The following is a 13,450-nucleotide window of genomic DNA, read 5'->3' as shown; positions in this document are numbered from 1 at the left end:
ATCAATCAGGTACCAACATATACCCCGCGCCGCGAACGGTCTGCAGATAGCGGGGTTGCTTCGGATCGGTCTCGATCTTGCGTCTCAACCGGGTGATTTGCACATCGACGGCGCGTTCTTGCGCTTGGCCCGCGCTGTCGCCTTTGTCCCGGCCAAGGTCTTCGACCAGTTGCGCGCGGCTCACGGGCTCATGCGGACAGGCCGAGAAGATGCGCATCAAGGCAGCCTCGGTCGCGGTCAAACGGACGCTGTCCTGGCCTTGCCACATCTCACCGCGTTCCAGATCGTAGCGAATGCTGCCGAGATTCAGAACCTTTGGCGCGTCTTGCGGCTCTGTCATCGCGGGCACCCGGCGCAAGATCGCGTTGATCCGGAGCAGCAACTCCTTCGGCTCAAACGGTTTCGGTAGGTAGTCGTCCGCCCCCGCTTCAAGGCCCGTGATCCGATCGCTGGCCTCGCCCTTGGCGGTCAGCAATAAAATCGGTGTCGTCAGCGTTTCCCGGATCGCTTTGGTTAGGCTCAGACCATCCTCGCCCGGCATCATCACATCCATCACGATCAGATCAAACTCCAACCCTGAGAGCAGGCGCCGAGCATGGGCGGCATCGCGCGCGACACTGGTCATAAAACCATGCCGGATCAGGAATTTCTGCAACAAGCCGCGAATGCGCTCGTCGTCATCGACAATCAGCAGATGGGCGGCGGCTTCATTCATGATGATGCTCCATCTTGATTTGATAGTGTCGACGTAGCTCCGGGTCCATCATCTGCTCCAACACAGTGCGAAATCCGGCGACGGCTTCCGGCCCGGCGGCGCGATAGGCGGCGCGCATCCGATTGCGCTGCGCATCTGAAAGTTCGCGCTCCAGGGCCGTGCCTGCCTCGGTCAGGAACAAATGCCGCTCGCGTTTGTCGCGCGTGCCGACGCGGCTTTCAACCAACCCATCCTCGACCAGGGCCCGCAACACGCGGTTCAGCGATTGTTTGGTGACGCCCAGAATATCGAGCAGATTGTTCACCGTTGTGCCCGGTGTCCGATTGATGAAATGGATCGCCCGGTGATGCGCGCGGCCATATGCGTAGTTCTGCAAAATCCGGTCGGGGTCGGCCGTGAACCCGCGATAGGCGAAAAACATCGCCTCGATTCCGCGCCGAAGCTGCTCATCTGTTAAAAACAGCAGGCTTTCGCCGCCGACCAGCGCATTGGCTGTTCCACGATCTGCCATCGTCACGTCCCTTCCGTCACGCCCGTTCGGGCTTTGAGACAGTTTATGTCAGCCTTGTTGACTTTCCAAGAATCAATTGATAGCGATTGCACGGTTTTGCGCAATATTATGTCCGATCCGGCCATATTGGGCGCAACAAACAGAAAGATAGCGGCTTGCTGGCCGCGAATTGATGAAGGATGGGAAAGATGAGCGGCAGCTATGACAACCGCGATGGCGCAATCTGGATGGACGGCAAACTGGTGCCGTGGCGCGATGCCAATGTGCATATTCTGACCCATGCGATGCATTACGCCTCAAGCGTGTTTGAGGGCGAGCGGGCCTATAACGGCAAAATCTTCGAAAGCCGCCGTCACTCCGAACGGCTTCTGGCCTCGGGCCGGATGATCGATGTTGAGATCCCTTGGACCGTCGATGAGATCGAAGCCGCGAAATACGAGGTGATGAAAGCCAATGGGCTGACCGATGCCTATGTCCGCGCGGTTGCCTGGCGGGCCTCGGGCGAAGATATGGGCGTCGCGTCGCAGAAGAACCCGGTACGCCTGGCCGTCGCGGCCTGGGAATGGGGTGCCTATTACGGCGATGCCAAGATGAAAGGCGCGAAGCTCGACATCTCGAAATGGAAACGCCCGTCGCCGGAGACGATCCCGTCTCACGCCAAGGCCGCCGGTCTCTATATGATTTGCACCATGTCGAAACACGCGGCGGAGGCGAAAGGCTGCTCGGATGCGATGATGTTCGACTATCGCGGCTATGTGGCCGAGGCGACGGGGGCGAATATCTTCTTTGTCAAAGACGGCGAGGTGCACACGCCCGACCCGGATTGCTTCCTAAACGGCATCACCCGGCAGACCGTGATCGGGATGCTGAAAGAGCGTCAGATCAAAGTGCATGAACGCCATATCATGCCCGAAGAGTTGGAAAGCTTCGAGCAATGCTGGCTGACCGGCACCGCTGCCGAGGTGACGCCGGTGGGGCAGATCGGCGATTACAACTTTGAAGTTGGCGCGCTGGCCCGAGATATTGCAGAGGGCTATGAGGTGAAGGTTCGGGAGTGACGGAACCGGCGAACAAGATCGAGAAGGGGTCCAACCGGGTCCCTTTTTCTTCTTTTGTCGATGTTCTGGATGCTTGATTTGCCGCACAAGCCGGGCCAAGTTTGAATCATGGTCGTGCAGATCCAGCCCAGAGGCCCCGAGCGTATTCCCGAAAAGGTCGCTTTCGACCGCAAGGAGCTTGCGGTGATCTTGACGATTTATGGCCGGATGGTCGCCGCCGGAGAATGGCGCGATTATGGAATTTCGTTGCTCTCCGACGTGGCGATTTTCTCGATCTTCCGGCGCAGCGCGGAGCATCCCATCTATCGTGTCGAGAAACGCCCGAAATTGGCACAGAGGCAAGGGCAGTACGCTGTGATCGGAATGGATGGCCGCATCCTGAAACGCGGCCATGATCTGAAGACCGTTCTGCGGGTCTTGGAGCGGAAACTGATCCGCGCGGTCGACTAACACTCAGGTGATGTTCAACCGTCGCCGACCGGTGATCGGCCCGTCTCCCGCGGTTTCGATCCGGGCGGCGGCGTCTTTCAGCGGTTCATAAGCCACCGCCATGTGGTGGGCGTTGGCATGCAACAACATCCGCTCATTCGCCATGATCCCCACATGGCCCTCCCAGAACACCAAATCTCCGCGCTGTAACGGCTCACCACGCTGCAACTCCCGCCCAAGAGCGGCCTGCTGCTGATCACTGTCACGCGGACAATCGACCCCACAGGCCAAAAGCGCGACCTGCGTTAAGCCGGAACAGTCGATGCCCCATCGGCTGGTTCCACCCCAGAGATAAGGCGTGCCCAAGAACAGATCGGCGACGCCAACCGGGTCGCCAAACCGCGCTTTGATTGGCTGCAGGTGCGAGCGTGGGATGAAATGGCCGGTATGAATACGCAGAAAATCTTCTCGCTCCGCCCGAACCCGGACCCGGGAGCCGAAGAACACCGAGACATCCGGCGGCGATTTGAAATTCGCCTTCGGATACAGATGCGTTGCAGGGGCCACCACCCAATGTGTCGGCTCCTCCGGTTCGGTCAATGCGCCGGCTGCCATATAGCCGACATAGCCGTCGCGCTCGGCCTGGCCGAAAACGTTGCCGTCCTTGGCCTCGAGCACCAGAAACCGTTCGCCAAACACCAACTGGCTGACCCGGCTCCCCTGCGGTTTGTCGGTGATATTGGCCATCGGCTGCTGCACCATGGTCCAGCGACCCTGAACGAACCGCTCCGCTTCGATCTGGCCTTGCAGCGACACATGGGCCACGCGCCCGTTGCTTGGGGTTGTCCGGGAATCCGTCATAGGTTCAAGACCTCTGGTAGGGCTTCAAACACGCTGCGCGCGCCCTGACCGACACCACCTTTGGGGCGCCCGGGTGCCGCGCTTGGTTGCCAACCATAGATGTCGAAATGCGCATAACGCGGCGTGTCTTTCACAAAGCGGCGCAGGAACAGCGCGGCGGTGATCGAGCCCGCAAATCCGCCCTTCGGCGCATTGTCGAGATCGGCGATGCCGGGTTCGATCATGCTCTCATAAGGCGTGTGGAAGGGCATGCGCCAAACCGGGTCGGCGACGTTACTCGCGGCCATCGCAAGGGCGGCGGCGAGTGGATCGTCATCGGTGTAGAACGGCGCAAGATCTGGCCCAACGGCCACACGCGCAGCGCCAGTCAGGGTGGCCATAGAGATCATCAAATCTGGTGGCGTCTCGCTTGCCAGCGCCAATGCATCGGCCAAGACCAAGCGGCCCTCGGCGTCGGTGTTATTGATCTCCACGGTCAGCCCATTCCGGGCCGTCAGGATATCACCCGGGCGGAACGCGTTGCCCGCAACATTGTTCTCGACCGCCGGGATCAAGACGCGAAGCCGAAGCGGCAATGCGGCGCTCATGATCATCTGAGCGAGGCCGAGAACCGTGGCCGCACCGCCCATATCCTTCTTCATCAGGCCCATCGAGGCGCCGGGTTTAAGGTTCAATCCGCCGGTGTCGAAACAGACGCCTTTGCCCACGAGGGTCAGCGTTGGCCCGCTGTTCCCCCAGGTCATATCCAACAGGCGGGGCGCGCGCGTCGCGGCGCGGCCCACGGTGTGGATCAAAGGCAGATTGGCACCAATCAACGCCTCGCCCTCTGTCGCTGTCACCTCCGCGCCAAACCGGCCCGCCAGATCGCGCATCGCGGCTTCAAGGGCATCTGGTCCCATGTCTTCGGCCGGTGTGTTGATCAGGTCGCGGGTCAGAGCTTCGGCCTCGGCGATTTGCTCTAGCCTCGCGGCATTGGTCTGGGGTGGGGCAACCAATCCGGCTTTCACTCGCGGTTGGTTCCGGTATCGGTCGAAGCGATAGCACGACAGGAGATAGCCCAACCCGACCTCGTCGCCTGACACGTCCTCAGGCAACGCGTCGATGCGATAGGTGTCCGCCGGCAGTTGGGCGATAGCGGCACCGACGGCAAACCGTGTGCGTTTCCGCACTTCGGGTTTGCCGAGGCCAATTAGGGCCAGTGCCGGTCGACCCGATGCATCCGCCAAACTCAAGACTTGGCCGGGTTTGGCGGCAAATCCCATATGATCGATCCAAGATCTCTGCGCTTCGGTCAGATCGGCGAAGGCATCCGGCACGTCGGCAGGGGCGATCAATCGGATCGGAATGGTATCGGTTTTGGCTTCGCTAAATCGGGCTGGCATTGGGCACTTTCCTAAGATGTCGCCACCCTAGCGTGCCCGATCCCTGCCGCAAGCCCCCTTCAGCCTGAGAGGTCTTCCAGGTCCCAAATCGCCAGAATCGAGCGCTCGCCCACCCGTTGCAGCCGCGCCAAGGTTGCCGAGAGCGCGACCGCATCGCCGCTTGCCTGGGCCATTTCCACATTGCGTGCAGCCCGCGCGAGGGTCGCCATCCCAATTCTGTCGGATGCCGCAATCAGGTGACGAACCGGCTGGCCTAACCCGTGCGGATGCTGGCCTTGATCAAGGTTTTCGACGTCCTGAAGAAGCTTGCCGATAACGCCAAGCGCGTCGGCGACCTCTGACTCAGCGCGTACTTCGCCCAACTCGGTGCATAGCTTCTCAAGCTGGTCCGGGTTGAACCGCGCGGGTTCGTCCAACCGCAAAATGGCCACGGATGGCTTCATTTCTCACTCCACTTCTTCCCCAACGACGTAGGGCACCCGCATCCATTCTGCCAAAGAAACGCCTTCGGTGCAGTTGAAAAACATCTCGAAATTACACCGAATCCGCGCTACTCCGTTAAGCCCACGCTCGAAAGGTCCGCAATGCATCGTGTCAAGGCTTTGCCCTCCTATCTGATGAGCCGCTATAAAGGCTGGAAAGCGACGACATTTGTCGAAAATCGCGCCTGGTTTCGACGTTTGGCGGTGGAGGGGCAGCGTCCTCGGGCCATGGCCATTGCCTGCTGTGACAGCCGCGTGGCGGTCACGTCGGTCTTCGGGCAAGAGATTGGCGAGATATTCGTTCATCGCAACATCGCCAATTTGGTGCCGCCCTACACGCCCGATGGGGAGCATCATGGCACCGCTGCAGCCATCGAATATGCCGTTAAGGTGCTGAAAGTTGCGCATATTCTGGTGCTGGGTCATTCCAATTGCGGGGGTGTGCGGGGCTGCATTGATATGTGCTCGGGCGCCGCGCCCGAGTTGGAGGCGCAGGAAAGCTTCATCGGCCGGTGGCTCGATGTGCTCAAAGTCGGGTATGACCGGGTGAGCGACATAGAAAACCCCGAGATGCGGCAGACGGCGTTGGAGAAAGAGGGCATTCAGGTTTCGCTGGAGAACCTCATGACCTACCCGTTTGTGATGGAGGCTGTTGATCGCGAGGAACTGACCCTTCATGGCGTCTGGGCAGAGCTGGCCGAAGGCGATCTAGAGATGTTTGATGGATCTGTACGCCGATTTGTAAAGAGTTAGGCCCCTTTACCTCTGTCGGGGCAGAGACTATCCCCGCGTAAACCTTGGCACAGGCGGGGCTATGGACGGAATACTGGCACTTGCGGCGGACAATCTGATTTCGCCGATCATCCTCTTCTTCGCACTGGGCCTCGCGGCGGCCTTTGCTCGGTCTGATCTGTCGGTGCCCGAAGCGGTGGCCAAGGGGATGTCGCTCTATCTGCTCTTTGCGATCGGCTTCAAAGGCGGGGCCAGCGTGGCGGCCCATGGGTTGGATCGACATTGGTCATGTCGCTTGTTGCGGGCGGGGTTCTGTCCTTCATCATCCCCTTTGTGGCCTTCGCGCTCTTGCGGGCGATGACGGGTCTGAGTGTTGTCGATGCGGCGGCCGTTGCGGGCCATTACGGGTCGATCTCGATTGTGACCTTTGTGGCGGCAACCTCGGTCATCACCAGCGCGGGCATCGTAAGCGAAGGCTATATGGTGGCCGTTGCCGCGATGATGGAGGCGCCCGCGATCCTCTCCGCCCTTTGGTTGATCGCGCGGTTCGGATCTGCCGGGCAAGGTGGGATGGAACCGGGGTTGATCCGGGAAATCTTGCTCAATGGATCGATTGTTCTCTTGGTTGGCTCGTTCCTCATTGGCTGGATCACGGGCCAAGAGGGACTCGACATGATCTCAAGCTTCATCGTCGCGCCGTTTCAGGGTGTGCTCTGCCTGTTTCTTCTCGATATGGGTCTCGTGGCGGGCCGGGGTTTGCGACAGGCGCGCGGCGTTCTGCGCCCGCCATTGTTCTTGTTCGGCGTGATCATGCCACTTGTTGGCAGCATGTTTGGTCTGGCCGCCGGGATGCTGCTTGGCCTCTCGACCGGCGGGGTTGCGCTCTTCATGACGCTTTCGGCATCCGCTTCTTACATCGCTGTTCCCGCGGCGATGCGTGTGGCCCTGCCTGAGGCGAACCCGTCGGTCTATCTGACTCTCTCCCTTGGGGTCACCTTTCCCTTTAACCTGACGCTTGGCATTCCGATCTATCTCGCGATCGCCCGTGCCGTCACCGGAGGCTAGCTCCATGCAAACTCATCAGGCGAAACGTGTTGAAATCACAATTGAATCTGTGATGGAGAGCCGGTTATCCGCGGCGCTGATTGAGGCGGGGGTCACGGGGTTTACCGTGCTGCCCGTTTTGGGTGGCTCAGGCCGGTCGGGCCGTTGGAGCCGCGAGGGCCAAGTCAGCCGCGCTGGCGGAATGGTCAGCGTCGTGTGCATCATCCGGCCCGAGACGTTGGACGCCCTTCTCGACGCCGCGTTTAGTGTCGTGGATCGGCATATCGGGGTGGTGAGCGTGGTCGATTGCGAGGTCCTGCGCGCCGAGCGTTTCTAGACCCCGCCCTGTCGTGCTATTCTGAACGCCGAACGCGGCAGGGAGGGAGCATCATGCGCCTTATTCGAAATCTGTTCATTGGCCTTATTGGTTTGGTCCTTTTGCTGGCAGCGGGGGCTTATCTGCTGCCGCGCAATGTCATTGTCGAACGTGAGATCACCATCGACGCCCCGCCAAGTGAGGTGTTTCCCCTGATCAACTCTTTGCAAAGGGGGAGGAGTGGTCGCCGTGGTTGGAGCGCGATCCTGAGGTCCAAATATCGCATACTGGCCCCGACGCAGGTGTGGGCGCCACGATGGAGTGGGCCTCGGATGAGCCGAGCGTTGGCAATGGCCGGCAAGAGATCATCGAAAGCGTTGCGGATACGCGTGTCGCCACAGCGCTTGATTTCGGTGATATGGGCACGGCTGAGGCCTGGTTCGACCTCGTCCCCAACGGCGGCGGGACCTCTGTCACGTGGGGGTTGAATGCGGATATGGGGATGAACCCCATGGGCCGTTGGATGGGTCTGATGATGGATGGTATGGTTGGCGCGGATTACGACCAGGGCTTGGCCAATCTGAAAGCCCTGGTCGAAGCCGGGTAGCTTACGGTCGCCAGGTCAGGATTTGGCCGTCGGGCCAATCCAGGCTGACCTCCATCTCGATCTCTTGGGTTTCACCAGGCTGAAGGGTGATGTCCCAGGCCATGACGCCGCGCAGATCGTCGTAGTCTTCTTCTGTTGGGTCCAAGCTGAGCGCGACCTCCACGTCCAGATCCTCTTGCTCAGCAAAGGGTGTAGCGTAAAGCACGTGCACCTCTTCGACCTGGTCCGAGGTGTTTTCGACCGAGAAGCGAATGCGGCGATCTTGGGTGTTGGATTGTACGAAAACGCCCCGGTCCCCTTCGTCCAGCGACAGATCCTGCCACTCAAGCCGGATATGATCGACCGGGCCAAACGCAAACTCTTCCGTTGCGCCAGCGGGGATCATTTCGACATACCCCTCCGCAATCGGGCCGCCGTCGCGAAAGAATATCACCTCGCCGGGCAAGATCGGTTCACCGCTGTCGTTCTCGATCTCTGCCATCAGGAACGCGGTATCGTCTTGGCGCGGCACCGCCCGCTTTGCCAACTCCGCGTCAAAATCCAACCCATCGAGCGGCAGCAACGTCTCGCCGGACGTGCCGATGGAGACCGGGCGGTTGTAGCGGTAGCTGACGTTCAGGCCCAGCATTGCGAAGTCGACCGTATCCTCCGCAATGATGACCGGTTCCATGAGAGTTTGGGTGAGGCCCGAAAGCGCTTCGGATTCCTCCGTCACGCTACGCAGCGTCGGGCTGGGCGCGGGCGGGCGCGGCTCTTCAATCCGCGCCGGGCGTGGATAAAGGCGGCTTGGTTCGTGGGCGCGAAACGGGTCGGCAGCAGAGAACGTCACTGCCACATCGCGCCAAAGCTCAACAGTTTCGACACCAAATGCAATGAAGCGATCGATCGACAGGGCGCCGCTGTCACTATCCAGATGCATCTCATAGACAGGCGACCATCCGACGTCGCCCATGAGATGCTCAAGGACAAAATCCACTTCGGTTTCGGCGGTCGCGATCACCTCAACGGCCAGACCATTGGCCATGGTTCCGAAGGGCCGGAGTGCTGATAGCGCTTGCTGAGCTGCATTGAGCTCAATCTGACGGTCTTCGAGCGCATCGGTCAGCTCGCGGCGGGCGATCTGCGCGGCCTGGAAGCTCTTCGGCGACCCGCACCGTTTCGGTCCCAATCGCACCGATTTGCGCCGTCAGATCATTCAAATCATCGGGCAAGTCCGCCCCGTCTTCACCCCCGCGCGAGGGCTTCCAGATAGGCCAGTTGCAGCGTTGTCGCGCGGATCGTGGCATCGGCCAGGGCGATCCGGTCTTGCGCCGCTTGAACCGCGTCTTCAACGGCCTCAACAGCGGCGCGCGCCGCTGCCTGTTCGGTTGTATCAAGCGCGCCTTCGGAGATTGGAATGCCCCGCACCAGGCTTGGGGGTCCGAAAATGACATCCGCGTCGGATGAGAAGTAAGGAACCTCGGCATTGAAGGCGTCTGGCAGGGCGACAATCAACCGATGTGTCCCGGCCGGCACGGTTACAGATGCCGCACGATTAACCTCCGCAATGCCCATATAAACCGTCGCTTCGGCGATATCCGCGCGGGTGATGATATCGTCGGCATGGGCGGCGCTGGCCACGAGCAGGGCCAAGACGGAAACGGAAAAACGCATGGGGGAAACCTCCGGGGCTGAAACTGCCCGAAGCTTCCCCCGTCCGCGCCGGTTATTCAATAACCGGCGTAGATCTCAGCCTTTTTTCAGCGCGCGCTTGCCAAGCGTCTCGGCGATCTGCACCGCGTTGAGCGCAGCGCCCTTGCGCAGATTGTCAGACACGCACCAGAGGTTCAGACCGTTATCAATGGTAGAATCCTGACGGATACGGCTGATGAAGGTCGCGTAATCGCCGACGCATTCCACCGGTGTGGTGTAACCGCCATCTTCGCGCTTATCGACCACCATGATCCCCGGGCTTTCCCGCAGAATATCGCGCGCTTCATCTTCGTCGAGGAAGTCTTCGAACTCGATATTCACCGCTTCGGAATGCCCGACGAACACCGGAACGCGGACGCAAGTTGCCGTGACCTTGATCTTCGGATCAACGATCTTCTTGGTCTCGGCCACCATCTTCCATTCTTCTTTGGTCTCGCCGCTATCCATGAACTTGTCGATATGCGGGATCACGTTGAAGGCGATCTGTTTGGTAAACTGATCGGGGTCTTTCTCCTGACCCGGGACATACATGCCCTTGGTCTGATCCCAGAGCTCATCCATGCCGCCTTTGCCCGCGCCCGAGACCGATTGATAGGTCGAGACCACCACGCGTTTGATCGTTGCGCGGTCATGCAGCGGCTTCAGCGCGACGACCATCTGCGCGGTCGAACAATTCGGGTTCGCGATGATGTTTTTCTTGGCATAGCCATCGACCGCCTCGGGGTTCACCTCCGGCACGACCAGCGGCACGTCCGGGTCATAGCGGTAGAGCGAGGAGTTATCGATCACCACGCAGCCCGCCTTGGCGGCCCTGGGCGCGTAGGTTTTCGTCGCATCGGAGCCGATCGCGAATAGCGCGATATCCCATCCGGTGAAATCGAACGTGTCCAGATCCTTTGTGGTCAGGGTTTCGTCGCCAAAGCTGCATTCGGTGCCGAGAGATTTGCGCGATGCCAGGACCGCAATCTCATCGACCGGAAACTGGCGCTCGGCCAGGATGTTCAGCATTTCGCGACCCACATTGCCCGTGGCGCCCGCGATAACGACTCTATAGCCCATTTTTCCTTATCCTTTAGGTGTGGATGCGCGGCACATAATGGATGCAGGTCGAAAGGAAAAGCCCTCGAACGGCTTGACTTATGCACAGCGAAGCGACATGTGCCTTTTCAAGCATTCTGCGCTGCCGCGTGAGCAGCCGCGCGCCTTGGTCGCGCTACAGGATGAAGATTCCCAACAGTCCCCATCACGCAGGGTCTGACGATTTGGCCGGTTTGCACGGGAATAGTCCGTGTGGATTAGCGTCAGGTCGCACCCTTCGCCGCCGCGCTTCGTCGCGGCCCCGACTCATGTTATCGCGCGGGCGCCAATGTGGATCCGCGCCAGAAAGGTACACTTTGTTCGATTTCGATATGCTCGGCCTCTCGCCGACCTTGATGACCGCGTTGAAGAAAACCGGCTTCACAGAACCCACACCGATTCAAAACCAGGCGATTCCGCTTGCCCTCGACGGTCATGACATCATGGGCTTGGCCCAAACCGGCACCGGCAAGACCCTGGCCTTTGGCCTGCCTTTGATTGAGCATCTCTTGGCGCTGCCCGGCAAACCCGATCCCAAAACGGCAAAGGCGCTGATCCTTGCGCCCACTCGCGAGCTGACCAATCAGATCGCCGAAAGCCTGCGGGTCTTTACCACTGGCACACCTTTGAAAGTGCAGGTCGTCGTTGGCGGCCAGTCGATCAATGCTCAAATGAAGCGTTTGGAGCGGGGCACGGATATCCTCGTCGCGACACCGGGCCGGCTGATCGACCTGATGGATCGCGGTGCGGTGAAGCTGCACACGGTTCAGCATCTGGTGCTGGATGAGGCCGATCAGATGCTCGATATGGGCTTTATTCACGCGCTGCGCCGGATCGCCCCGAAACTGGGCACACCGCGCCAAACCATGCTGTTCTCGGCTACGATGCCGAAGCAGATGGAAGAGATCAGCCAGGCCTACCTAACCAACCCGCGCCGGGTGCAAGTCTCGCCCCCGGGCAAAGCCGCTGACAAGATCACCCAATCGGTCCATTTCGTTGAAAAGGCCGATAAGCCAACGAAGCTCCGCGAGGTTCTCTCCCGCGATCTCGACGCGCTGACCCTGGTCTTCTCCCGCACCAAACATGGTGCCGAAAAGCTGATGAAAGGCTTGGTCGCCGATGGGTTCAATGCCGCCTCGATCCATGGCAACAAATCGCAAGGTCAGCGTGACCGAGCGATCAAAGCCTTCCGCGACGGCCAAATCACCATTCTGGTGGCCACCGATGTGGCCGCGCGGGGCATCGACATCCCAGGCGTGGCCTATGTGGTGAATTTCGACCTGCCCAATGTGCCAGACAATTATGTGCACCGGATTGGGCGCACCGCACGGGCGGGCCGTGAGGGCGAGGCGATCTCGTTCTGCGCCGCCGATGAGATCGACTATCTGAACCAGATCGAAAAGCTGATGAAGATCGAGATCCCAGTCGCTGGCGGCACGCGACCCGCCGCTGTCAAACCCGAGAAAACCGGCCGCAGGGGCGGTCAACGCCGCCGTGGTCAAGGTGGCGGTGGCAACAAGCCCCAGGGCCAAAGCGCAGGCAAACCGCAAGGTAACAACAGCAACCGCAAGCCGCGCAGACCTCGCCGTCGCCGTGCGGCCTGAGCATGGGGAACCCCCAGCTTCTCTGCTTCATAAATATCCCCCGCCGGAGGCATCCAACAGGTGCCACCGGCGCAAACGCCATTTGTTTAGCGGAACAGCAAAACAGGCACCTTGCAGGAGCGGATCATCTCAGTCGTGGTTGAGCCGATAAAGAGATTCCTGATCCGGGAATGGCCATAGGCCCCCATGATCAACAGATCGAAATCATGCGCTTCGGCGCGGTCGGCAATCACCTTATCCGGCTCGCCTGCCACGATCTCGCTGGTCACCTCATAGCCCGCGCCCTTCAAGAGCGCCGCTGCCCCTTCGATCCCGCGTTTCGCAGCGGTGCTCTCGTTACCGACGGTCAGCAGGTGAATATCGAGACCGGCAAAAAGCTCTGACCGCGCGATGTGATCGACCGCTTTCAGGGCGGACGTCCCGCCATCGAAAGCCACCAGCAGCTTCTTCACCGGTTGAAACGCCCGGGAGGCGACCAAGACCGGTTTGGTCGAGGAACGCACGGCGCGCTCCAGATTGCTGCCCAGATGCATCGTGGCGAAATCCGCGGCCTCGCCACGTTTGCCAACGATGACCAGGTCGGCCTCGGTCTCCATCTCGCGAAGCGTTTCGACCAGGTCGCCCATACGCAGCTTGGAATGCGCCTTAACTCCATCGGCGCTGACCCGCGCCACCGCATCTTCCAAAATCGCGCGCCCGCGCTTTTGCGCCAGTTTGGCACGCTGCGCATCAAGCTCGGCCAGTTCGTGCAATAGCGCCGTGCGCGCGCCCAAGCCGATATTGCCGGAGAGGTTGCGCGGGTCCGTGCTTTCATCGCGCCGCCCGATCACATGGAGGATATCCACTGACCAGCCTTTGCCCTTCGCCACCCAGGCCGCGTGATCGCAGACGCTCTCCGAATAGGTTGAGCCGTCTACCAATGCGATAATCTTGCCCATGC

The 13,450-nt window shown here is 60.3% G+C and carries 15 protein-coding genes and 1 pseudogene; 7 read left to right on the top strand and 9 right to left on the bottom strand.

Features of this window, described 5'->3' with window-relative positions; genetic code table 11:
• Position 1: 1 nt before the first annotated feature.
• Both QTA57_RS04465 and QTA57_RS04460 read right to left on the bottom strand, forming a co-directional pair.
• Entirely contained in the window at positions 2-715 is a 714-nt protein-coding gene (locus QTA57_RS04465) for a response regulator (protein ID WP_145213436.1), read from the bottom strand.
• Positions 708-1,226, bottom strand: coding sequence for a MarR family winged helix-turn-helix transcriptional regulator (locus QTA57_RS04460; protein WP_145213435.1), 519 nt, complete (start codon positions 1,224-1,226; stop codon positions 708-710). The genes QTA57_RS04465 and QTA57_RS04460 overlap by 8 nt, the downstream gene beginning before the upstream one ends.
• A 188-nt stretch (positions 1,227-1,414) precedes the next feature.
• On the opposite strand from QTA57_RS04460, the gene QTA57_RS04455 reads away from it, so the two are divergent.
• Both QTA57_RS04455 and QTA57_RS04450 read left to right on the top strand, forming a co-directional pair.
• The gene (locus tag QTA57_RS04455) at positions 1,415-2,284 is read left to right on the top strand and encodes a branched-chain amino acid aminotransferase (RefSeq protein WP_145213432.1); all 870 of its coding nucleotides are present in this window, start codon (positions 1,415-1,417) and stop codon (positions 2,282-2,284) included.
• 108 nt (positions 2,285-2,392) lie between these two features.
• Complete coding sequence (locus QTA57_RS04450) at positions 2,393-2,734, top strand: DUF2794 domain-containing protein (RefSeq protein WP_290153880.1); 342 nt, start codon at positions 2,393-2,395, stop codon at positions 2,732-2,734.
• 3 nt (positions 2,735-2,737) lie between these two features.
• Here the strand turns inward: QTA57_RS04450 and QTA57_RS04445 are convergent, their stop codons facing one another.
• The 3 genes from QTA57_RS04445 to QTA57_RS04435 are packed head-to-tail and all read right to left on the bottom strand — an operon-like array spanning position 2,738 to position 5,399.
• Positions 2,738-3,574: a C40 family peptidase gene (locus tag QTA57_RS04445; RefSeq protein WP_290153878.1), complete on the bottom strand. Its 837-nt coding sequence runs from the start codon at positions 3,572-3,574 to the stop codon at positions 2,738-2,740.
• On the bottom strand, positions 3,571-4,956 hold the full coding sequence (locus QTA57_RS04440) for a leucyl aminopeptidase family protein (protein WP_290153876.1): 1,386 nt from the start codon (positions 4,954-4,956) through the stop codon (positions 3,571-3,573). The genes QTA57_RS04445 and QTA57_RS04440 overlap by 4 nt, the downstream gene beginning before the upstream one ends.
• A gap of 59 nt (positions 4,957-5,015) precedes the next feature.
• Positions 5,016-5,399 carry a hypothetical protein gene (locus QTA57_RS04435; RefSeq protein WP_290153874.1) on the bottom strand — a complete coding sequence of 128 codons (384 nt, stop codon included), beginning with the start codon at positions 5,397-5,399 and terminating at the stop codon, positions 5,016-5,018.
• Positions 5,400-5,540: 141 nt separating this feature from the next.
• Here QTA57_RS04435 and QTA57_RS04430 point away from each other — a divergent pair, with 141 nt between their 5' ends.
• The 4 genes and pseudogenes from QTA57_RS04430 (at position 5,541) to QTA57_RS04415 (ending at position 8,137) form a co-directional block, all read left to right on the top strand.
• Entirely contained in the window at positions 5,541-6,191 is a 651-nt protein-coding gene (locus QTA57_RS04430) for a carbonic anhydrase (RefSeq protein WP_145213417.1), read from the top strand.
• 61 nt (positions 6,192-6,252) lie between these two features.
• A pseudogene (locus QTA57_RS04425) lies at positions 6,253-7,154 on the top strand (sodium-dependent bicarbonate transport family permease); the annotation flags it as partial.
• 85 nt (positions 7,155-7,239) lie between these two features.
• Positions 7,240-7,551, top strand: coding sequence for a P-II family nitrogen regulator (locus tag QTA57_RS04420; RefSeq protein ID WP_145213411.1), 312 nt, complete (start codon positions 7,240-7,242; stop codon positions 7,549-7,551).
• Positions 7,552-7,783: 232 nt separating this feature from the next.
• Positions 7,784-8,137, top strand: a complete 354-nt coding sequence (locus QTA57_RS04415) for an SRPBCC family protein (RefSeq protein WP_290153871.1) — start codon at positions 7,784-7,786, stop codon at positions 8,135-8,137.
• Between the two features lies 1 nt (position 8,138).
• On the opposite strand, the gene QTA57_RS04410 is transcribed toward QTA57_RS04415, so the two are convergent.
• From QTA57_RS04410 to QTA57_RS04400, 3 genes are all read right to left on the bottom strand, one after another.
• Positions 8,139-9,311: a DUF4139 domain-containing protein gene (locus tag QTA57_RS04410; protein ID WP_290153869.1), complete on the bottom strand. Its 1,173-nt coding sequence runs from the start codon at positions 9,309-9,311 to the stop codon at positions 8,139-8,141.
• Positions 9,312-9,361: 50 nt separating this feature from the next.
• On the bottom strand, positions 9,362-9,790 hold the full coding sequence (locus QTA57_RS04405) for a hypothetical protein (RefSeq protein WP_290153867.1): 429 nt from the start codon (positions 9,788-9,790) through the stop codon (positions 9,362-9,364).
• A gap of 75 nt (positions 9,791-9,865) precedes the next feature.
• Complete coding sequence (locus QTA57_RS04400; RefSeq protein ID WP_145213404.1) at positions 9,866-10,888, bottom strand: aspartate-semialdehyde dehydrogenase; 1,023 nt, start codon at positions 10,886-10,888, stop codon at positions 9,866-9,868.
• Positions 10,889-11,223: 335 nt separating this feature from the next.
• Between QTA57_RS04400 and QTA57_RS04395 the strand changes: the two genes are divergently transcribed.
• Positions 11,224-12,510, top strand: a complete 1,287-nt coding sequence (locus QTA57_RS04395; RefSeq protein ID WP_290153864.1) for a DEAD/DEAH box helicase — start codon at positions 11,224-11,226, stop codon at positions 12,508-12,510.
• Positions 12,511-12,596: 86 nt separating this feature from the next.
• Here QTA57_RS04395 and QTA57_RS04390 read toward each other — a convergent pair whose 3' ends face one another.
• On the bottom strand, positions 12,597-13,448 hold the full coding sequence (locus tag QTA57_RS04390; protein WP_290153862.1) for a universal stress protein: 852 nt from the start codon (positions 13,446-13,448) through the stop codon (positions 12,597-12,599).
• Positions 13,449-13,450 lie beyond the last annotated feature (2 nt).

Origin of the sequence: Fontisubflavum oceani (assembly GCF_030407165.1) — a bacterium.
Taxonomy (GTDB): Bacteria; Pseudomonadota; Alphaproteobacteria; order Rhodobacterales; family Rhodobacteraceae; genus Rhodophyticola; species Rhodophyticola oceani.
Note: the sequence above shows the minus strand (reverse complement) of the source record. Positions and strands in the feature narration are given on the sequence as shown.